Origin of the sequence: Lentzea xinjiangensis (genome assembly GCF_900110955.1) — a bacterium.
GTDB lineage: Bacteria > Actinomycetota > Actinomycetes > Mycobacteriales > Pseudonocardiaceae > Lentzea > Lentzea xinjiangensis.
In genome coordinates, this window is the sequence record NZ_FOFR01000032.1 from 57,383 (window position 1) to 77,435 (window position 20,053).

Annotated in this window: 20 protein-coding genes; 9 read left to right on the top strand and 11 right to left on the bottom strand. The window is 70.5% G+C overall.

The window, feature by feature from the left end:
- The first annotated feature begins 4 nt into the window (after window positions 1-4).
- The 3 genes from BMW88_RS38735 to BMW88_RS38745 all read left to right on the top strand — a co-directional run bounded on the left by BMW88_RS38735 (window position 5) and on the right by BMW88_RS38745 (window position 2,498).
- Window positions 5-532: a YbhB/YbcL family Raf kinase inhibitor-like protein gene (locus BMW88_RS38735; RefSeq protein WP_089961516.1), complete on the top strand. Its 528-nt coding sequence runs from the start codon at window positions 5-7 to the stop codon at window positions 530-532.
- A 114-nt stretch (window positions 533-646) separates the two neighbouring features.
- Window positions 647-2,020 (top strand): mycothione reductase, encoded by a 1,374-nt coding sequence (locus BMW88_RS38740; RefSeq protein WP_089961517.1) that lies wholly within the window; start codon window positions 647-649, stop codon window positions 2,018-2,020.
- Between the two features lie 64 nt (window positions 2,021-2,084).
- Window positions 2,085-2,498: an NADPH-dependent FMN reductase family protein gene (locus tag BMW88_RS38745; RefSeq protein ID WP_089961521.1), complete on the top strand. Its 414-nt coding sequence runs from the start codon at window positions 2,085-2,087 to the stop codon at window positions 2,496-2,498.
- On the opposite strand, the gene BMW88_RS38750 is transcribed toward BMW88_RS38745, so the two are convergent.
- The gene (locus BMW88_RS38750) at window positions 2,495-3,277 is read right to left on the bottom strand and encodes an SDR family NAD(P)-dependent oxidoreductase (RefSeq protein WP_089961524.1); all 783 of its coding nucleotides are present in this window, start codon (window positions 3,275-3,277) and stop codon (window positions 2,495-2,497) included. The genes BMW88_RS38745 and BMW88_RS38750 overlap by 4 nt on opposite strands.
- 82 nt (window positions 3,278-3,359) lie before the next feature.
- Between BMW88_RS38750 and BMW88_RS38755 the strand changes: the two genes are divergently transcribed.
- Complete coding sequence (locus BMW88_RS38755; RefSeq protein ID WP_089961527.1) at window positions 3,360-3,953, top strand: TetR/AcrR family transcriptional regulator; 594 nt, start codon at window positions 3,360-3,362, stop codon at window positions 3,951-3,953.
- Between the two features lie 192 nt (window positions 3,954-4,145).
- Here the strand turns inward: BMW88_RS38755 and BMW88_RS38760 are convergent, their stop codons facing one another.
- On the bottom strand, window positions 4,146-5,333 hold the full coding sequence (locus BMW88_RS38760; RefSeq protein WP_245778359.1) for an MFS transporter: 1,188 nt from the start codon (window positions 5,331-5,333) through the stop codon (window positions 4,146-4,148).
- A 105-nt stretch (window positions 5,334-5,438) separates the two neighbouring features.
- On the opposite strand from BMW88_RS38760, the gene BMW88_RS38765 reads away from it, so the two are divergent.
- The 3 genes from BMW88_RS38765 to BMW88_RS38775 are packed head-to-tail and all read left to right on the top strand — an operon-like array spanning window position 5,439 to window position 8,347.
- The gene (locus tag BMW88_RS38765; RefSeq protein ID WP_089961534.1) at window positions 5,439-6,110 is read left to right on the top strand and encodes a FadR/GntR family transcriptional regulator; all 672 of its coding nucleotides are present in this window, start codon (window positions 5,439-5,441) and stop codon (window positions 6,108-6,110) included.
- Between the two features lie 45 nt (window positions 6,111-6,155).
- Window positions 6,156-7,259, top strand: a complete 1,104-nt coding sequence (locus BMW88_RS38770; RefSeq protein ID WP_177221635.1) for an epoxide hydrolase family protein — start codon at window positions 6,156-6,158, stop codon at window positions 7,257-7,259.
- Entirely contained in the window at window positions 7,256-8,347 is a 1,092-nt protein-coding gene (locus BMW88_RS38775; RefSeq protein WP_089961538.1) for a winged helix DNA-binding domain-containing protein, read from the top strand. The genes BMW88_RS38770 and BMW88_RS38775 overlap by 4 nt, the downstream gene beginning before the upstream one ends.
- Here BMW88_RS38775 and BMW88_RS38780 read toward each other — a convergent pair.
- The gene (locus tag BMW88_RS38780) at window positions 8,344-9,237 is read right to left on the bottom strand and encodes a LysR family transcriptional regulator (protein ID WP_089961542.1); all 894 of its coding nucleotides are present in this window, start codon (window positions 9,235-9,237) and stop codon (window positions 8,344-8,346) included. The two genes, BMW88_RS38775 and BMW88_RS38780, sit on opposite strands and share 4 nt — an antisense overlap.
- A 73-nt stretch (window positions 9,238-9,310) precedes the next feature.
- Here BMW88_RS38780 and BMW88_RS38785 point away from each other — a divergent pair, with 73 nt between their 5' ends.
- A complete protein-coding gene (locus tag BMW88_RS38785) occupies window positions 9,311-10,204 on the top strand; it encodes an EamA family transporter (RefSeq protein ID WP_089961546.1) in 894 nt (297 codons plus the stop codon).
- Here the strand turns inward: BMW88_RS38785 and BMW88_RS38790 are convergent.
- Window positions 10,128-11,627 (bottom strand): cobyric acid synthase, encoded by a 1,500-nt coding sequence (locus tag BMW88_RS38790; protein ID WP_089961550.1) that lies wholly within the window; start codon window positions 11,625-11,627, stop codon window positions 10,128-10,130. The two genes, BMW88_RS38785 and BMW88_RS38790, sit on opposite strands and share 77 nt — an antisense overlap.
- Window positions 11,628-11,655: 28 nt before the next feature.
- On the opposite strand from BMW88_RS38790, the gene BMW88_RS38795 reads away from it, so the two are divergent.
- Window positions 11,656-12,336 (top strand): alpha/beta fold hydrolase, encoded by a 681-nt coding sequence (locus BMW88_RS38795; RefSeq protein ID WP_089961551.1) that lies wholly within the window; start codon window positions 11,656-11,658, stop codon window positions 12,334-12,336.
- Here BMW88_RS38795 and map read toward each other — a convergent pair.
- From map to dxr, 7 genes are all read right to left on the bottom strand, one after another.
- Window positions 12,323-13,180, bottom strand: a complete 858-nt coding sequence (gene map, locus BMW88_RS38800; RefSeq protein ID WP_089961554.1) for a type I methionyl aminopeptidase — start codon at window positions 13,178-13,180, stop codon at window positions 12,323-12,325. The genes BMW88_RS38795 and map overlap by 14 nt on opposite strands.
- A gap of 10 nt (window positions 13,181-13,190) precedes the next feature.
- On the bottom strand, window positions 13,191-13,319 hold the full coding sequence (locus BMW88_RS44240) for a hypothetical protein (protein WP_281249514.1): 129 nt from the start codon (window positions 13,317-13,319) through the stop codon (window positions 13,191-13,193).
- A complete protein-coding gene (locus tag BMW88_RS38805) occupies window positions 13,319-15,109 on the bottom strand; it encodes a penicillin-binding transpeptidase domain-containing protein (RefSeq protein WP_089961557.1) in 1,791 nt (596 codons plus the stop codon). The genes BMW88_RS44240 and BMW88_RS38805 overlap by 1 nt, the downstream gene beginning before the upstream one ends.
- 18 nt (window positions 15,110-15,127) lie before the next feature.
- On the bottom strand, window positions 15,128-15,979 hold the full coding sequence (locus BMW88_RS38810) for a GNAT family N-acetyltransferase (RefSeq protein ID WP_177221636.1): 852 nt from the start codon (window positions 15,977-15,979) through the stop codon (window positions 15,128-15,130).
- A 478-nt stretch (window positions 15,980-16,457) separates the two neighbouring features.
- Entirely contained in the window at window positions 16,458-17,588 is a 1,131-nt protein-coding gene (gene ispG / locus BMW88_RS38815) for a flavodoxin-dependent (E)-4-hydroxy-3-methylbut-2-enyl-diphosphate synthase (RefSeq protein WP_089961611.1), read from the bottom strand.
- Between the two features lie 49 nt (window positions 17,589-17,637).
- Window positions 17,638-18,849, bottom strand: a complete 1,212-nt coding sequence (locus tag BMW88_RS38820) for a M50 family metallopeptidase (RefSeq protein ID WP_245778360.1) — start codon at window positions 18,847-18,849, stop codon at window positions 17,638-17,640.
- A gap of 7 nt (window positions 18,850-18,856) precedes the next feature.
- Window positions 18,857-19,987: a 1-deoxy-D-xylulose-5-phosphate reductoisomerase gene (dxr, locus tag BMW88_RS38825; protein WP_089961560.1), complete on the bottom strand. Its 1,131-nt coding sequence runs from the start codon at window positions 19,985-19,987 to the stop codon at window positions 18,857-18,859.
- Between the last annotated feature and the right edge of the window lie 66 nt (window positions 19,988-20,053).

Here is a 20,053-nt window from a genome sequence, read left to right on the forward strand (position 1 = left end):
TTCCATGAGCCTCGAGCGCCCAGTCGCTCCCGACCCCTACCGGCTGCTCCCGCGGGTGGGCACCTTCACCGTCACCTCCACGGACGTGCGCGACGGCGAGCAGCTCCCCGAAGCGCAGGTCTTCGAAGGCGGCAACACCTCACCCCAGCTCTCCTGGTCCGGCTTCCCCGAGCAGACCCGGAGCTTCGTGGTCACCTGCTTCGACCCGGATGCCCCCACCCCCTCCGGCTTCTGGCACTGGGTGGCCGTGAACATCCCCGCGGACACCACCTCGCTGGACACCGGCGCGGGAGCGTCCGACGCCACGCTGCCGGGCGACGCCTTCCACGTCCGCTCCGACTACGGCACCCGTGCCTTCGGCGGCGCCGCCCCGCCCCAGGGGGACCACCCGCACCGCTACTACTTCGTGGTGCACGCCGTCGACGTGGACGCGCTCGACGTGGACGGCGACGCGTCCCCGGCGGTGGTGAGCTTCAACCTGGCCTTCCACACCCTGGCCAGGGCGATCATCACCCCGACCTACCAGCACTAGGCGGGTACCCAGGCCGCCGCGGAGCCGTACCCGCCTCCGCGGCGGCGGGACCCGTGAGGCCCGCGCGACACCAAGAAGGGAACACCACCAGGGCGGAAGTGGTTGGATCGACACGTGAGGCACTTCGACCTGGTCATCATCGGCACCGGCTCCGGCAACAGCATCCCGAACGACGCCACCTCGGACTGGCAGATCGCCATCCTCGAGAAGGGCACCTTCGGCGGCACCTGCCTGAACGTGGGCTGCATCCCCACCAAGATGTTCGTCCACACCGCCGACCAGGCCGCAGCCCCGGCCAACGCGAAGAAGCTGGGTGTGGACGCCCACACGGACGCGGTGCACTGGCCGGAGATCCGCGACCGCATCTTCAACCGCATCGACCCGATCGCGGAAGGCGGCCGCAACTGGCGCGCCAACGAGAACGCGAACGTGACCGTCTACGAGGGCACGGCGAAGTTCGTGGACGACCACACCATCGACACGGGCACCGGCGAGACCATCACCGCCGACCGCGTCGTGATCGCCGCGGGCAGCCGCCCCACGGTCCCGGACATCGCGGACCTGGACACCACCGGTTTCCACACCAGCGACACCATCATGCGCCTCGACGAGCTGCCCGAGAGCCTGATCATCGTGGGCAGCGGGTTCATCGCGTCGGAGTTCGCGCACGTCTTCAGCAGCTTCGGCGTGCGGGTCACCATGATCGCCCGCTCGAACCTGCTGCTGCGCCACGAGGACACCGAGATCGCCGAGCGCTTCACGCAGGTCGCCAAGGCGAAGTGGGACGTCCGCCTCCAGCGCAAGACCACCCGCGCCGAGAAGACCGCGACCGGGGTGAAGCTGCACCTGGAGGGCCCCGACGGCGAGGAGACCGTCGAGGCGACCCACCTCCTCGTCGCGGTCGGCAGGCAGCCCAACACCGACCTGCTCGACGTCACCAAGGCCGGCGTCGAGCTGCACGCCGACGGGCGGATCAAGGTCGACGAGTTCCAGCGGACCAGCCGGTCGCACATCTTCGCGCTGGGCGACATCAGCTCCGACTACCAGCTCAAGCACGTGGCGAACCACGAGGCGCGCGTGGTCCAGCACAACCTGCTGCACCCCGACGACCCGATCAAGAGCGACCACCGGTTCGTGCCGGCCGCCGTGTTCTCGAACCCGCAGATCGCGAGCGTCGGTCTCACCGAGGAACAGGCCAAGCGGCAGGGCATCCGGTACGTCACCGCGAGCCAGGCCTACGCGAGCATCGCGTACGGGTGGGCGATGGAGGACACGACCGGCTTCGCGAAGCTGCTCGCGGACCCGGCCACCGGGCAGCTGCTCGGCGCGCACATCATCGGCCCGCAGGCGTCGACGGTGATCCAGCCCCTCATCCAGGCGATGAGCTTCGGCCTCGACGCGAGGTCCATGGCGCGCGGGCAGTACTGGATCCACCCGGCGATGCCCGAGCTCGTCGAGAACGCGCTGCTGAACCTGCCGCTCGACTGAAAGGCCCGCGACGACGGGACTTCCGCCGCTGTCCGGCCGCCGGGAAACCGTCCACGATGCAGCGATGACAGACGAAGTCCTCATCGCGTACACCTCGAAGATCGCCGCCACGGACGAGATCGCCCGGGTCATCGGCACCGAGCTCGCCGGCTGCGGGCTGAGAGCCACCGTGCTCCCGATCGCCGCCGCCGGCACGCTGCACGGGTTCGGTGCCGTGATCATGGGCGACGCCGCCGCGCGTGACGCGCACCGGTTCGTGCGGCGGCACAGAGTTGTCCTGAAGCACACGCCGGTGTGGTTGTTCCACCGCGGCACTCCGCCGGTGCCCAACGACGTCACGCGCATGGTGCGCAGGCTCGGGGCCAACGGGCCGGTGAGCTTCGGCGGTGCCGCACCGGACCTGGAGCGGGCGAAGGCGTGGGCCCGTTACCTCGCCGACCAGCTCACGGTGCTGCACCGCGGGTTCGTGAGCAACTAGCCGCGCACGGGTTCGGCCTCCAGGAGCCGCAGCGCCGTCCGCTTGGGCAGCACCGCGACGACCCGCCGGGCCCACCGGTTCACGCTGCCGGAGATCACGCCGACGGGTGGCCTCCTGCTGTCCAGGGCGTCGAACGCGGTGTCGGCCACCTGCGCGGAGGTCTGGAACCGGACACCGGTGGCCGCCGTGCCGGAGGTCTCGTAGAACTCCGTCCTGGTCGGTCCCGGGGAGAGGACCAGCACGGTGAGACCGGATCCGCGGGTCTCGTGTGCGAGCGCCTCGGTGAACCGGACGACGAACGCCTTCGAGGCCGCGTACACCGCCATCCCCGGCACCGACAGGTGCCCGGTGAGGCTCGCGACGTTGACCAACGCGCCCCGGCCGGACTCGGTGAGCCGCGGCAGGAACGCACGGGAGATGTCGACCACCGCTTCCAGGTTCACGCGCAGCTGCACGCGGATCTCGTCCTCGGAAGAAGCGGCGAAGTGCTTGGTGTGAGCCACACCGGCGCAGTTGAGCACGGTGTCGACCTCCACACCGAGCCCGTGGAGCTGCTCGGCCAGGCGGTGGCCGCTGCGATCACCGGTGAGGTCGAACGGGACGACGTGCACGGTTCTGCCGGTGTCCGCGCGGATCTCCGCCGCGAGGGCGTCGAGCGCCGCGGCCCGCCGGGCGACCAGCACGAGGTCCGCGCCGCGCCGGGCGAAGCGCCGCGCGAACTCGGCACCGATGCCCGAGCTCGCCCCGGTGATGAGCGCAGTGGTGCCCGCATAGCGCATGGGATGCCCCGATCTGATGTGAGAGGTTCTTACATCGGAGGCTACGCCGACAATGTGAGAGCCTGCAACATTGGAGGTGGTCATGGAGTCGAAACGCGGCTACCACCACGGGGACCTGCGCAACGCGCTGCTCGCGGCGACGACGGAGCTGGTGCGGGAGCGTGGCGCGCGGGGTTTCAGCGTGTCCGAGGCGGCACGCCGCGCCGGAGTTTCGAGTTCCGCGCCATACCGCCACTTCAGCGACCGCGAAGCGATGCTCGCCGCCGCGGCGCTGGTGGGCTTCCACGCCCTCGGGGAGCGCTTCTCCTCCCTGCCGGATGAGCGGGCGTTCGAGGCACGGGCGGCGTGGATCGCGGTGTCGTACCTCCGCTTCGCACAGGAGGACCCCGCGCGGTTCGAGACGATGTTCGCCAGCGGGATCGACAAGTCGCGGCACGAGGACCTGATGCGGCAGGCCGTCGTCGTGCAGGCCCTCCTCGAAGCGGCGCTGGGGCCGTTCCTCGACCCGGCGGAGCTCGTGGACAGGGCGGCGGAGCTGTGGTCGCTCGCGCACGGCGTCGCGACGCTCGTCCTGCAAGGCAACCTGCAGCACGTCGTCGACGCGGGCCGGGTGGAGTCCCTCGCGGAGAGCGCCGCCCGTTCCTGGGCCGCCGGGGTGGCGTCCGCGCAACGGTGAAAGCAACGCTCCGACCGGCCACTCACGGGACGGGCGCAGGGTGATGAAGGCGTGCGAGCCGTTCTCGATCATCTCGGTGACGGCGGTGCGCTTCGAGTCGGTGAGCCCATCGGCCATCGCCGGCGGTTCGAGCACGACGGCCGGGCACCGCCAGGACCGCCGCGTGCGCCGAGCTTCTCGATCCCCGACCGGCTAGACGAAGCGTGGCCGGCCGGAGATCATGCCCAGCGCCGTCAGCGCGGCGAGCAGCACCAGTTGCAGCACCAGGGACACCGTCCACGAACCCGTGGCCTCCCGCAGCACGCCGAACGCGAACGGGCCGGACGCCGCGATCAGGTAACCGAGGCTCTGCGCCATGGCGGAGAGCCTCGCGGTGTCCGAAGTGGACTTCGTGCGCAGGGACATGATCAGCAGGGCCAGCGGGAACATGCCCATACCGAAGCCGATCAGCACCACCCACAGACCGGGCGCCGCCGACGGGGCCACCAGCATCCCGAGCATGCCCGCGAACGACAGCACGCCGAGCACCAGCACCATCGGCCCCTGGCTGGAGAACCGGGCGGCGATCGGCGGCACGAAGAGGCTCACCGGCACGCTGAGCAGCATCGAGACCGCGAGCAGCATGCCGGCGGTGTTCCTGTCCACACCGGAGTCGACGAGCATCGCGGGCAGCCAGCCCATGACGGTGTAGGCGAAGAGCGACTGCAGGCCGAAGAACACAGTGATGACCCACGCCAAGGGGCTGCGCAGCAACGAGCGCTGCTCGGCCGGCGCGGCCGAGCGCACCACCGACGCTTCCGACCCGTGCCGCGCGCCGGCGAACCAGACGACCACCGCGCCGGCCGACAGCAGCGCCCACGCGCCGACGGCGAGGCGCCAGGAGCCGAGGAAGTCCTCCAGCCGGGGCGTGAGGGCGGCGGCCAGCGCGGCGCCCGCGGACAGCGTCGCGGTGTAGACACCGGTGATCAGGCCGACCTTGCCGGGGAAGGAGGCCTTCACCACGACGGGGATCAGCACGTTGGACACCGCGATGCCCGCGCAGGCGATGAAGGTGCCGCCCAGCACGACCCACGGACCGTCGATCACGCGCAGCACGAGGCCGAGCGTGAGCACCCCCAGGGACAGGCCGATCGCGCGGGCCATGCCGAGGCGGCGGCCGAGCCACGGCGCCGCGAACGCCGCGAAGCCGAAGCACAGCGCCGGAACGGCGGTCAGCGCACTGGTCCAAGCGGCCGAAACCCCCAGGGCCGCACGGACATCACCGAGCACCGAGGCCAGACTGGTCACCGCGGGCCGGAGATTCGCGGCAGCGAGGGCGACCCCGATCGCGAGCAACGTGGAGCCGACCAGCGGAACGTGACGATTCTTGACGACCGTCACCCTGCGACCCCGATCGGTGGCAGTCTGTGCGGCACAAGTCGTCTGCTGGATCGTCACGCGCCCCACTATCGCAGACGTAGGATGTTCGGATGAAAGGATGACGCTGTGCCGTTGGCCACTACCCGACGGACGGGTCTCGTCGACCAGGTGATCGACCAGATGAGAGGGGCGATCACCAGCGGCGAGTGGCCCGTCGGACAGCGCATCCCACCCGAGCCGGAGCTGGTCACCGCGCTCGGGGTGGGCAGGAACACGGTCCGCGAGGCCGTGCGCGCTCTCTCACACGCCGGTCTGCTGGAGGTGCGGCAGGGCGACGGCACGTTCGTCCGCGCGACCAGCGAGCTCTCCGGCGCGGTCCGCCGCATGTGCGGAACGGAGCTCAAGGAGGTGCTCCAGGTCCGCCGCACGCTGGAGGTGGAGGGTGCGCGCCTGGCCGCGAAGCACCGCACCGATGCCGAACTGGAGCGTCTCACCGAGCTGCTGGGCAAGCGCGACGCCGCGCTGGCGGCCGAGCGGTGGGCCGAGGTGGTCGAGCACGACACCGCGTTCCACGTGCTGCTCGTGCAGTGCTCGCACAACACGCTCCTGGCCGGGCTCTACCAGGGCTTGACCGAGGCGGTCAAAGCTTCGGTGGCGGCCTCTGTCGACACCAGCCAGCCCGGCAGTGACCAGGTGTCGCACACCGGGCTGCTGGACGCGGTCCGCGACGGTGACCAGGAGAAGGCGGCGATCGAGGCGGGCGGGTTCTTCGAGGAGCTGATCGAGAAGTTCTGCTAGCACCGCGGGCGGGAAGCGCCCGCACGAGCTCACAGCGTGGGGGCCATGGAGATCACGCCGTTCCGCATCGAGATCCCGCAGGCCGAGGTCGACGACCTCCGCTCCCGCCTCGCGAACACGAGGTGGCCGGAGGAGGACCTGCCGGGGGTCGGCTGGTCCTACGGCGTCCCCCTGACCTACCTGCGACCGCTCGCCGAGCACTGGGCGACCGGGTTCGACTGGCGAGCCCAGGAGGACCGGCTCAACTCCTTCCCGCAGTTCACCACCGAGATCAGCGGGCAGCGCGTCCACTTCCTGCACGTCCGCTCGCCGAACCCCGACGCGCTGCCGTTGCTGCTGATCCACGGCTGGCCGGGCTCGTTCGTCGAGTTCCTGGAAGTGATCGAGCCGCTTTCGCGGGACTTCCACCTGGTGATCCCGTCGATCCCCGGTTTCGGGTTCTCCGGACCCGTCGGGAAGCGCGGCTGGAACGTGCTGCGCGTCGCCTGGGCGTTCGCGAAGCTGATGGAGGGCCTGGGCTACGACCGCTACGGCACGCAGGGCGGGGACTGGGGCTCCGGCATCGCGCAGGAGATCGGCAGGGTCTTCCCCGAGCAGGTCGCCGGCGTGCACGTGAACATGCTGCAGACGTTCCGGCCGCAGGGCGTCAACGACCTGTCGGCCGAGGAGATGCGCGCGCTGGAGTCGCTGGACCACTACCAGAAGGAACTCTCGGGCTACATGCACCTGCAACGCACCCGGCCGCGCACGCTCTCGTACGCCCTGACCGACTCCCCGGTCGGGCAGCTCGCGTGGATCGCGGAGAAGTTCCACGACTGGACGGACAACGAGGGCGTGCCCGAGGACGCGGTGGACCGCGACCAGATGCTGACCAACGTGTCCGTGTACTGGTTCACCGGCACGGCGGGCTCGTCGGCCGCGCTCTACAAGGAACAGGCCGCGGCCTGGGGGCAGCAGCAGCCCAGCAGGGTGCCGACCGGCGTCGCGGTCTTCCCGCACGACCTCAGCCTGCCGGTGCGGTCGCTGGCGGAGAAGATGATCCCGTCGATCGTGCACTGGACGGAGTTCGACCGCGGCGGCCACTTCGCCGCGATGGAGGAGCCGGACCTGCTGGTCCAAGACATCAGGAAGTTCTTCGGATCACTGTGAGCACAACACTTTCCCACCGCACCCTCAACCGCACGCTCCTGGCGCGGCAGCTCCTCCTGGAGCGCACGGACATGCCGATCGTCCAGGCCGTCGAGCACCTCGGCGGCCTGCAGGCCCAGGCGCCGATCCCGCCCTACCTCGCGCTGTGGACGCGGCTCAAGCCGTACCAGGTCGACGCGCTGAGCAAGCTCATCATCGACCGCTCGCTGGTGCGCATGACGCTGTGGCGCGGCACGCTGCACCTGATCTCGGCCGACGACGTCTACCTCATGCGCACGGCGTTGCAGCCCGAGCTGAACAAGTGGGCGAAGATCGTGATGCCACCGGCCCACCGCGTCGAGGTCGACCTGGCGGAGCTGGCGCGGATCACCCGCGAGTACGTCGACACCGAACCGCGCACCGTCGCGGAGATCGGCGCGCACCTGGAGGAGCACTTCCCCGAGGCGAAGGCGCGCGAGCTGTCGACGCAGGCGCAGCTCCTGGTGCCGATGGTCCAGGTCCCGCCGCGCGGGATCTGGGGCGTCGGCGGGGTGCCGCAGAACGTCGCGATGGCCACCTGGCTCGGCAGGGAGCTGCCGTCCGAGGCCGCCGTGCCGGAGCTGATCACGCGGTACCTGCGGGCGTTCGGCCCGGCGACGCTCGCGGACATGCAGGCCTGGTCGCGGTTGACCGGGCTCAAGGCGCACGCGGCCGAGCTCGACCTGGTGCGGTACGAGAACGAGGACGGCAAGGTGCTGCTGGACGTGCCCGACGGCGTGATCGTGCCCGAGGACGTGCCGGCGCCCGCGCGGCTGCTGCCCGCGTTCGACAACGTGCTGCTGGGGCACGCCGACCGGACCCGGATCATGAGCGAGGAGGCGCGTTCGCGGTGGGGCGCCGTGCGCAACGGGGTGTTCCCGCCGACGTTCCTCGTGGACGGGTTCCTGCGCGGCACCTGGAACGTGGTGGAGACCAAGGACACCGCGACCCTCACGATCGAGCCGTACTCCAAGACGACGAAGAAGGACATGGCCGGCGTGGTCCGCGAGGCCAAGGCGGTGCTGAAGGTGATGGCACCGAAGAAAGCGCACGTGGTCGTCGCACCCTAAGGCGCCACCTGCCTGATCACGTCGAGAGCCGCGGTGATGGCGGGCCTGCGCGAGGCCTGGGTCCGCCACACCGCGTACAGCCGCCGCGTGGGCGTGGGGCGCAGCGGCACGGCTTTGACGCCGTCGGGCACCTCCCCCCGGCCCAGCCGTGGGATCAGCGCCACCCCGATCCCCTTGTCCAGCAACGCGATCTGCGTCCGGTACTCGCTGATGCGGTAGGCCACCACCGGTTCGATGCCCGCGCCGTGGAACGTCCGCTCCAGCCAGTCGAAGCAGATCGACCCCTCCGTCTGGCAGATCCACCGCTCGCCGGCGAGGTCGGCGGGTTCGAGGAACTCCCTGCGCGACAACGGGTTCGTGGCGGGGATCAGCACCTCGGCGACGTCGTCGCCGAGGTAGGCGCGGGACAGCGACTCCGGCACCGGCAGCGGTGTGTTCGCCCAGTCGTGCACGATCGCCAGGTCGAGCTCGCCACGGGCGACGGCCCCGGTGGCGTAGGGCGGGTCGATCTCCGTGAGCCGCACGTCGAGGCCGGGGTGGTGCTCGATGAGGCCCCTCAGGACGTCCGGCAGCAGGCCGCGGGCGGCCGTGGCGAACGAGCCGATGCAGAGGCGGCCGATCGCGGCGCCGCGCTGCTCCTCCAGCGCCACCTCGGCCTCCTCGACGAGCTTCAGCACCCGGCCCGCGGTGTCGGCGAGCAGGCGGGCCGCGTCGGTGAGGCGAACGCCCCTGCCCGCGCGTTCCAGCAGCGTGGTGCGGGTTTCGCGTTCGAGTTTCGCGATCTGCTGCGAGACCGCGGACGGCGTGTAACCGAGCACGTCCGCGGCGGCGCCCACCGTGCCGTGCACGGCGACGGCGTGCAGGGCCTTCAGCCTTCCCAAGTCGAGCATGTAGCGATGCTAAAGCCAAAGCCTAAGCAACCGGAACTGGTGCTTAATAGTTCGCACCCGCAAGCTTGAGCGCATGAGTCCCCGCCACGTCCTGCTCGCTCTGCTGGTTGCCGCCATCTGGGGCTTCAACTTCGTCGTGCTCAAGGCAGGTCTCGACGAGTTCCCGCCGATCCTGTTCTCCGCCCTGCGGTTCCTCGCGGCGGCGGTGCCCGCGATCTTCTTCGTGGGGCGGCCCTCCGTGCCGTGGCGCTGGATCATCGCGGTCGGGCTGGTGCTGGGCGTCGCGAAGTTCAGCTTCCTGTTCATCGGCCTCGACGCGGGCATGCCGGCCGGCCTGTCCAGCCTCGTGCTGCAGAGCCAGGTGATCTTCACCGCGGTGTTCGCCGCGGTCGTGCTGCGGGAACGGCCGAAGCCCGTGCAGATCGCCGGGATCGGCCTGGCGGTGGCCGGGATCGGGCTGATCGCGTGGGACTACGGGATGTCGTCGCCGCTGCTCGGGTTCCTGCTCGTCGTCGCCGCGGCGGCGTGCTGGGGCGTGTCGAACGTGCTGATGCGGTACGCGCGGCCCGCCGACACGCTGCGGTTCATGGTGTGGGTGAGCGCGGTGGCGGTGCTGCCCTTGTTCCTGCTCGCCTTCCTCACCGAGGACCTGTCGGCGCTGGGCGGGCTGGACTGGACCGGCGTGGGCGCGATCGGGTACGTCGCGTGGATCTCGACGCTGCTGGGCTTCGGCGTGTGGGGGTTCCTGCTGCGCCGGTACGAGTCGTCGGTCGTCGCGCCGTTCTCCTTGCTGGTGCCCGTGTTCGGCATGTTCTCGGCGTGGGCGTTCCTCGGCGAGGACCTGACCGTGCTGCGGACCGCGGCCGGCGGGGTCGTGCTGCTGGGACTGGCTATCCCGCAGCTCGCGGGGCGCCGGGCGGCACGAGCGGAAGCCCGGCGGGAGCCCCTCGTTCCAGCAGGTCGATGACGGCCTTCGTGTCGAGGTGGTCGGCGACCAGGTCGCCCAGCAGGTCGAGCTGGGCCTCGCGGGCGGCCTGGAAGCTCACCTCCTCCGGCTCGAAGTCCCGGCCGGCGCGCTCGGCGGCCCAGCGCAGGAACCGGCGGCGGAAGGCGTCGTTCTCCAGCAGGCCGTGCCAGTGCGTGCCGAGGACGCGGTCCGCCTGCGCGCCCTCGTCCCCGATGAGCGGGGCCTCGGTGCTGCGGACGACCTGGCCGTGGTGGATCTCGTAGCCGGTGACGGGTTCCTCCCACGCGGTGCCCGACGGCGTGGCGAGGGTCTTCCGCGGCTGGAAGCGGATGTCGACGTCGAGCAGGCCCAGCCCGTCGGTCCTCCCGCGCTTGGACTCCACGTCGTCCTCGATGCTCTTCGCCAGCATCTGGAAGCCGCCGCAGATGCCGAGGACCGGTCCGGTGAACCGCCGGACCGCCTCCGCCAGACCGGTTTCGCGCAACCAGGCGAGGTCGGCGACGGTGGCCTTGGAACCGGGGAGCACCACCAGGTCCGCGTCCGCCAGCCGCGACGGCTCGGTCACGAACCGCACGGACACACCGGGCTCGCAGGCCAGCGCCTCGACGTCGGTCGCGTTGGAGATGCGCGGAAGCCTGACCACGGCCACGCGCAGCCAGTCCCGCCTCGGCGGACGCGGCCTGCCGACCACGCCGTCGGCGGTGTAGGACAACGAGTCCTCGGCGTCGAGCCACAGCTCCTCCCGCCACGGCAGCACGCCGAGCACCGGTCGTCCCGTCAACGCCCTGAGCTGGCGCAGCCCCGGTTCGAGCAGGCGCTCGTCGCCGCGGAACTTGTTGATGACGAAGCCGGAGACCAGCGCCTGGTCGGCCGCGTCCAGCACCGCGACCGTGCCGAAGAGGTGCGCGAACACACCCCCGCGGTCGATGTCGCCGACGACCAGCACCGGGAGGCCGGCGCGCGTCGCCAGGCCCATGTTCGCGATGTCGTCGGCGCGCAGGTTGATCTCGGCGGGCGAACCCGCTCCCTCGCAGACGACGACCTCGTGACCGGCCCGCAGTGAGTCCAAAGTGGAGAGAACGGTGTCGAGCAGGTCACGCTTGCGCTCGCGGTAGCTGAGCGCCGACACCTCGCCCACGGCCTGACCGAGCACCACCACCTGGGACGTGCGGTCGCTGCCCGGCTTGAGCAGCACCGGGTTGAACCGCACGCTCGGCTCCTTGAACGCCGCGCGCGCCTGCAACGCCTGGGCCCGGCCGATCTCCCCGCCGTCCAGTGTGACGAAGGAGTTGTTGGACATGTTCTGCGCCTTGAACGGCACGACGTCGACGCCCTGGCGTGCCAGGAAGCGGCACAGGCCGGCCACCAGGACGCTCTTGCCCGCGTCCGAGGTCGTTCCACAGATCAACATCGCGCCCCGCATGGACGCCAATGCTGCCATCATCACCCCCATGCTCACCGTCGTGCTCATGCACAGCCCGTTCCTCGGCCCGTCGAGCATGCGTCCGCTCGCCGACGAACTGGCCTCCGACGGGGTGGGAGTGCTGCTGGTCGACCTGCAGATGACCGTCAACGAGGCCCCGGTGCACCAGCGGCTGATCGGCGCCTTCGCGGACGCCCTGGAGGACGCGGGCGTGGCCGGGCCGCTGGTCCTGGTGGGCCACAGCGGCGCGGGCCCGTTGCTGCCGGGGTTCGCCTACGCCCTGGAGGTAGACGTGGCGGGCCTGGTGTTCCTCGACTCCGACCTGCCGACGCCGGGCAGGTCGTGGCGCGAGACCGTCGACCCCGCGCTGGTGAGCCAGGTCAAGGCGTCGGTGCGGAACGGCAAGCTGCCGCGCTGGGACCGGTGGTTCGACTCGGACCCGCTGCGGCTCGTGCCCGCCGGGCTGCGCGAGGAGGTGCGCGACGAGGCGCCCGAGGTGCCGTGGGAGTTCCTCAAGGAGCAGCGCCCGGTCGTCGAGTGGTCCGGTGCGTGCGGGTACGTGCTGCTGTCGCCGGTCTACGAGGACGCGGCGGCCAGGGCGGAGGAGCTGGGGTGGCCCGTCGAGCGCCTCGAGTCGCACCACCTGGCGGCCGCGACGTCGCCCTCTGCGGTCGCGGCCGCGCTGCGGTCGGTGATCAGCAGACTGTGAGGATCTCCGAGCCGGTCTCCGTGACGACGATGGTGTGCTCGAACTGAGCGGTCCAGCTCTTGTCCTTGGTGGTGACGGTCCAGCCGTCGTCCCACATCTCGCCCTCGTAGTCGCCGAGCGTGATCATCGGCTCGATCGTGAACGTCATGCCGGGCTCGAGCACGGTCTTCACCGACGGCTCGTCGTAGTGCAGCACCACGAGGCCGCTGTGGAACGTGCGGCCGATGCCGTGACCGGTGAAGTCGCGCACCACGCCGTAGCCGAACCGGTTCGCGTACGCCTCGATCACGCGGCCGACCACGTTGAGCTCACGACCGGGCTTGACGGCCTTGATCGCGCGCATCGTCGCCTCGTGCGTGCGCTCGACGAGCAGCTTGGCCTCCTCCGAGACGTTGCCCGCGAGGAAGGTGGCGTTCGTGTCGCCGTGCACACCGCCGATGAACGCCGTCACGTCGATGTTCACGATGTCGCCGTCCTCGACGACCGTGGAGTCCGGGATGCCGTGGCAGATCACCTCGTTCAGCGAGGTGCAGCACGACTTCGGGAAGCCGCGGTAGCCGAGCGTCGACGGGTACGCGCCGTTGTCGCACAGGAACTCGTGCGCCACGGCGTCGATCTCGTCGGTCGTCACGCCGGGGACGACGACCTTGCCCGCTTCCTGCAGCGCCTGCGCGGCCAGCCGGCCGGCGACGCGCATGGCCTCGATGATCTCCGGTGTCTGCACCCACGGGTCGGTGCCGCGCTGCGGCGCGGGCTTGTCGACGTACTCGGGACGCACGATGCGCGAGGGCACCTGACGCCGCGGAGATTGCACACCGGGTTGCAGGGGAGCACGAACAGCCATGTGCTCCAGATTAGCCTTGCGCGCCCTGGCCGCCTTGAGCCCGGTCCTCGGCCGACGGCTCGGGCAGCCGGGGCGCCGGCAGCAGGACACCCGCCCGGACCAGGCGTTCCCTCATCGTCAGGTCTGCGGTCTTGCTCATCACGGCACCGCCTTGAGGAACCTCGCTGCCACGTCCACGGCCGGAGTCGAGGTCTCCCCGCTGAGCACCAGGGTCGCGAACGCGACATCGCCCCGATAGCCCATGAACCAGCCGTGTGAGTGCACGCCGTCACCGAACTGCGCGGTGCCAGTCTTGCCCCGCACGTCTCCGTACGGCTTGAGTTGCGGTGCAGTGCCGTAGTCGACGACCTCGCGCATCATCTGCCGCACCGGGTCGAGCACGGCGGCCGTCGGCGGGGTGGGCTGCTTGTCGGCTTTGGTCTCCTTGCCCCGCACGAGCTGCGGCACCGGCATCGAGCCCTTCGCGATGGACGCCGAGACCAGCGCCATGCCGAACGGCGACGCGAGCACCTTGCCCTGGCCGAACGCGTCCTCCGCCCGTTCCACGACGTCGGCAGCGGGCGGCACGGAGCCGGTGATCGTCGTCAGCCCCGGCACGTCGAAGTCGACGCCGAGGCCCAGCGACAACGCGGAGTCGGTCAGCAGGCCCGCCGGCATGTCGACGGCGAGCTGGGCGAACGTGGTGTTGCAGGAGAACGCGAACGCCGACCGCAGCGGGATGGTGCCCTTGTCGAACTCGCCGGAGTTCGGCACGATCCGCCGCCCGGCGATGGTGGTCTTGCCGGGACACGGCAGCGGGGTGTCGGCGGTGACCTTGCCGGACCCGATCGCGGCCAGCGCGGACACGGCCTTCATCGTCGAGCCCGGCGGGAACTGGCCGGTGAGCGCCAGCGCGCCCTGGGCGTCGGCGGGGTCGTTCTGCGCGACGGCCAGGATGTCACCGGTCGACGGCTGGATCGCCACCAGCATGGTGGGCTGCGTGACCGGTTCGACGGCGTCCTCGGCGGCGGTCTGGATCGCGCGGGACAGGGCGGTGTTCACGGCCTTGGCTGGCTCGGCGGCCTTCGAGTGCAGCTCGTCGACCTCACTGCCCTGCGCGTCGACCGTGGCGACGCGGAAGCCCGCGTTGCCGGCGATGTCGTTCTCGACCAGCTTGCGCACGGCGGGCAGCACCTGCGAGCCGAAGGTGCGGCTCGGCGCGAGCAGGGAGGTCTGCGAGGTGAACCGCACACCGGGCAGCTCGTAGATCCGCGGCTTGACGGTCTGGTAGTCGGGGTCGCGCAGCGCCGCCACCTGGTAGGCCTGGCCCTCGGGGGTCTTGCCGACCCCTTCGGTGATCGACTGCTGGGTGATCGCCTTGTCGAACGGGTTCAGCGCCTCGGCGAGCGTCTTCGCGACCGCGCCGACGTCACCGGCCTCCTTCGCCACGACCAGCACGGACACGACGCGCTCAGGCGCCAGCAGCGGCGTGCCGTCGCGGTCGAGCACCGGCGCCGGGTCCGGCTTGAGCTCGGTGAGCCGCACGGTCTGCTGCGGCGCGAGCTTCGGGTGCACCACCGACGACGACCAGTGCACCTTCCACGTGTCGCCCTCTTGGCGCACGTCGAACTTGGCCGGGTACGTCCAGCGGCGGTTCTTGCCCAGGTCCCAGTCGAGCGTGACGCTCGCCTCCGAGGCCGTCTCCCCGTTCTTGCGGAGCTGGTCGACCTTGCCGGTCAGGGCTTCCGGCTTCAGCGCACCGCGGAACTTCTCCAGGGTGTCCTTGGCCTCGGTGGGGTTGTCGGTCAGCCCGGCGGCGCCCTGCACGTCACCGGACGCGAGCTTCGCCAGGAAGTCGTTGGTGATCTCCGGGGCACCCGGTTCCGACCTGAACAGCCCACAGCCGCTCACCGTCACCAGCACCACCGTGATCGTCGCGAGAAGGCGCACCCGCGCGAGTATGCCCGTTCAGAAGAGGACGGTGGCGTACTGCCCGACTTGTTCGAAGCCGATCCGCCGGTACGCGGCCTGCGCGACGTGGTTGTAACCGTTGACGTAGAGGCTCGCCGTGCGGTTGAGGACGCGGGTCAGCCGGTCGGCCACCGCCGCCGTGCCCGCCGTGCCGATGCCTTCCCCGCGGCGGTCCGGGCGCACCCAGACGCCCTGGATCTGGCCCACCTTGCTCGACATGGCGCCGATCTCGGCCTTGAAGACGACCTCGCCGTCCTCGAACCTGGCGAAGGCCCTGCCCGCGGCGATCAGCTCGCTCACCCGCGCCCGGTAGCCCGCGCCACCGTCCTCGGCGCACGGGTCGATGCCGACCTCCTCGATGAACATCGAGACGGCCGCGGGGAGGTACCGGCCGATCTCGTTCGGCCGCACCTGCCGGACCAGCGGGTCCGGGGTGATCTTCGGGCTGGCCGAGATGGCCATCAGCGGCTGGTCCGCGCGGACCTCCCTGGCCGGGCCCCAGTCGGGCTGGAGCTCGTCCCAGAGGGTCAGGACCTGCTCCGCCGGGCCCACCAGGCTGGAGCACATCCGGCCCCGCCTGCGGGCGCGGTCGGCGAACATGCGCATGGCCGTCGCGCTGCCCCTGAGGGGGATCAGGTTGGGCCCCGAGAAGCACAGGCCGTCGACCTTGCCCCGCAGTGGCCTGGGGTCCGACGCCCACATCTCGCCGCCCAGGCGCCACGGGTCCAGACCGGCCACTTCCACCCTGGCTGCGACCATGCACGCGGCCACGGGGTCGTCGTCGAAGACCCCGCGCACGTCGATCAGGTCGCGCTCGTCGAGCACGCGCGCTCCGGCCAGCCTCAGCACGGCATCCAGCGTGCCAGATCGTGCGCGTTCATGACATCAGCCAACCGTGCGGAGCACGGGTGACGGTACGCACGCACGGAGTCGGTTTGATCCCTGTGGGTGTGCTCTTCCGGGACGTTCCTGTTCCGGGACGTTCCTGTTCCGGGACGTTCTTGTTCCGGGCGCGGGGCTCCGCCGATCTGGTCCATGACCTGCCGGCGCCGCGCGAGTTGGTGGCACACCTGTCGGTGTGGCCGTCTTGCTGTTGCATGCGTGTCCGGGCGCGGCGTGGTCCCCCGCCTCATAAAGCGCCGATGACGGCTCACCGTCGCCATCGAAAGGGAACGCGGGGCCCCCGCGTTCCCCCAGAGGAAACGCGGGGCCCCCGCGTTCCTCAAGCACAGGTGGAGGGGTGGCTCGGCTTCGGTCTTGCGCGGGGCGGAAGAGCTGAGGGGCGCTTCCCGGTGGGAAGCGCCCCTCGGCGTTCGGTCAGGCCGGCTCAGCCGACGGTGACGGCGGGTGCGCCGCCCTCCACCGGTTCCATCTCCTCGGCGATGCGCATCGCCTCTTCGATGAGGGTCTCCACGATCGCGTGCTCGGGCACGGTCTTGATGACCTTGCCCTTCACGAAGATCTGGCCCTTGCCGTTGCCGCTCGCGACGCCCAGGTCGGCCTCGCGGGCCTCGCCGGGGCCGTTCACGACGCAGCCCATGACCGCCACGCGCAGGGGGACCTCCATGCCCTCCAAACCGGCCGTGACCTGCTCGGCGAGCGTGTACACGTCCACCTGGGCCCGGCCGCAGGACGGGCAGGACACGATCTCCAGCTTGCGCGGGCGCAGGTTCAGCGACTGGAGGATCTGGTGGCCGACCTTGATCTCCTCGACCGGCGGGGCCGAGAGCGACACGCGGATGGTGTCGCCGATGCCCTGGCGGAGCAGGGCGCCGAAGGCCACGGCCGACTTGATCGTGCCCTGGAAGGCGGGACCCGCCTCCGTGACGCCCAGGTGCAGGGGGTAGTCGCACTGCTCGGCGAGGATCTCGTAGGCCCTGACCATGATCACCGGGTCGTTGTGCTTGACCGAGATCTTGATGTCGTGGAAGTCGTGCTCGGCGAAGAGCGACGCCTCCCACAGGGCCGACTCGGCCAGCGCCTCCGGGGTGGCCTTGCCGTACTTGGCCATCAGGCGCGGGTCCAGCGAACCCGCGTTCACGCCGATGCGGATCGGCGTGTTGTGGTCGCGGGCCGCCTGGGCGATCTCCTTGACCTTGTCGTCGAACTTCTTGATGTTGCCGGGGTTCACGCGGACCGCCGCGCAACCGGCCTCGATCGCCGCGAAGACGTACTTCGGCTGGAAGTGGATGTCCGCGATCACCGGGATCTGGGACTTCTTCGCGATCGCCGGCAGGGCGTCCGCGTCGTCCTGCGAGGGGCAGGCGACCCGGACGATGTCGCAACCGGCGGCCGTGAGCTCCGCGATCTGCTGCAGCGTCGCGTTGACGTCCGACGTCAGGGTCGTCGTCATCGACTGGACGGAGACGGGGAACTCGCTGCCGACACCGACGTTGCCGACCATCAGCTGCCTGGTCTTGCGACGTTCCGACAGCACCGGCGGCGGCAGTGCCGGCATTCCGAGCATCACGCCGTCACTCATGGGTTGTGCACCTTTCCGTGAAGCACTACTGCAACCTGATCGGGTTGACGATGTCGGCGGTCACGGTCAGCAGCGTGATGGCGCCGCCGATGAAGATGACCACGTAGGTGAGGGGCAGCAGGCGCATGTAGTTGACCGGGGCGCCGGCGGGCTTCCCGCGCAGCTTCCGAATCCAGTCTCGCACCCGTTCGTACAGGTTGACGGCGATGTGACCACCGTCAAGCGGGAGCAGGGGCAGGAGGTTGAACACACCCACGAAGAAGTTCAGGCCCGCGAGCATCAGGATGAAGAACGCCCACAGGCCCCGTTCGGCCGCGTCACCGCCCAGGCGCGAGGCGCCCACCACGGAGATCGGGGTGTCGAGGTCGCGCTCGCCGCCGCCGATGGCCTTCACCACGGCCGGGATGCGCTCCGGGAAGCGCATGAGGCCCTTCCAGGTGTTCACGAACATGTCGCCGGTGAAGGACACGGCGGCCGGGACCGCGGCGATCGGGCTGTAGGTGAACGACTGCTGCACGATCACGCCGATCGCGCCGACCTGCTTGACCTCGACGCCGCCCTTGCCGTCGGAGACCTGGCGGTTGACCTTCGGCACGTCGACGGTGAGGGTGACCTCCCGGCCGTCGCGCAGCACCTTGAACTCGTTCGGGCCGCTGAGGTCGCGCGTGACCTTCTGCATGTCCGACCAGGTCGCGATCGGCTTGCCCGCGATCGAGGTGATCTGGTCACCGGGCCGCAGGCCCGCGCTCTTCGCCGGGGACGGCGCGCTCGCGGGGCACGGCGCGTCGTAGGGGACGGTGTGGTCCTGCACGCAGTCGGAGATCTCCGCGAGCACCGGGACGTCCTTGTTGTTCGGCAGGCCGAGCGACATCGCGAGGACCAGCAGGATGATGAAGCCGAGGATGAAGTGTGTGATGGAGCCGGCGGCCAGCACGACGACGCGCTTCCACACCTTCTGGTTGTAGAAGGCGCGCTTGCGGTCATCCGGGTGCACCTCCTCCAGCGCCGTCATGCCGGTGATCTCGCAGAACCCGCCGGCCGGGATCGCCTTCAGGCCGTACTCGGTCTCGCCCCGGCGGAACGAGAAGATCTTCGGGCCGAAGCCGATGAAGTAGCGGGTGACCTTCATGCCGAAGGCCTTCGCGGTCAGCAGGTGCCCGAACTCGTGCAGCGCGATGGACACCGCGATGCCGGTCGCGAACAGCAGCACCCCGAGGATGTTGATGAACGTGTTCACGGAAAGCTCAGTTCCTTCCAACCAGCTCGCGGGCACGTGCGCGTGCCCAGTCCTCGGCGGCCAGGACCTCCGCGACGTCCGCGGGGTCGGACTGCCAGTCCTTCGCCTCGCCGAGAACCTGGCCGATGGTGTCCACGATCGACAGGAACGACGTCTTCCCCGCCACGAAGGAGGCGAGTGCCTCCTCGTTCGCGGCGTTGTAGACCGCGGGCAGGCAGCCACCGCCGGTGCCCGCCTGCCGCGCCAGCTCGACCGCCGGGAACGTCTCGCTGTCCACGGGTTCGAACGTCCACGAGGTGGCGGTGTCAAAGGTACAGGCGGACGCGGCACCCGCCACGCGCTCGGGCCACGCGAGGCCCAGCGAGATCGGCAGGCGCATGTCGGGCGGTGACGCCTGGGCGAGCGTCGAGCCGTCCGTGAAGGTCACCATCGAGTGAATGATGGACTGGGGGTGGACCACCACGTCCACGCGGTCGTACGGCACGCCGAAGAGCAGGTGCGCCTCGATCAGCTCCAGGCCCTTGTTGACCAGGTTCGCGGAGTTGATCGTGACGACCTGGCCCATCGACCAGGTCGGGTGCGCCATGGCCTGCTGCACGGTGATGTCTTCGAGCTCGCCGCGCGTCCGGCCGCGGAACGGCCCGCCGGACGCCGTCAGCACCAGCTTGTGCACCTCGTCCGCCGTGCCGCCCCGCAGGCACTGCGCGAGCGCCGAGTGCTCGGAGTCGACGGGCACGATCTGGTCGGGCTTGGCCGCCTTGAGCACGAGCGGCCCGCCCGCGATGAGCGACTCCTTGTTCGCGAGGGCGAGCGTGGCGCCGGTCTCCAGCGCCTTGAGGGACGGCTCGAGCCCCCTGGAGCCGTCCATGCCGTTGAGGACCACGTCCGCGGGGCAGGCGTCGATCAGGTCGACCGTGCTGGTCAGCGTCTTGACGCCGGGGATCTCGACGCCGTTGGCCGCGGCGACCACCGGTACGCCGAACTCGGCCGCCTGCTGCGCGAGCAGGTCCGGCTGACGCCCGCCCGCGCCGAGCCCGACGACGCGGAAGCGGTCGCGGTTGCGCCGGATGACGTCGAGCGCCTGGGTGCCGACCGAACCGGTCGACCCCAGGATCAGGACAGTGCGTGGAGTACTCATCGCCCCTCATTGTTCCGGAGAGTGCCTGAGAGCCCGGCACAGCCCGCTACTTTGATAACGGAGTGG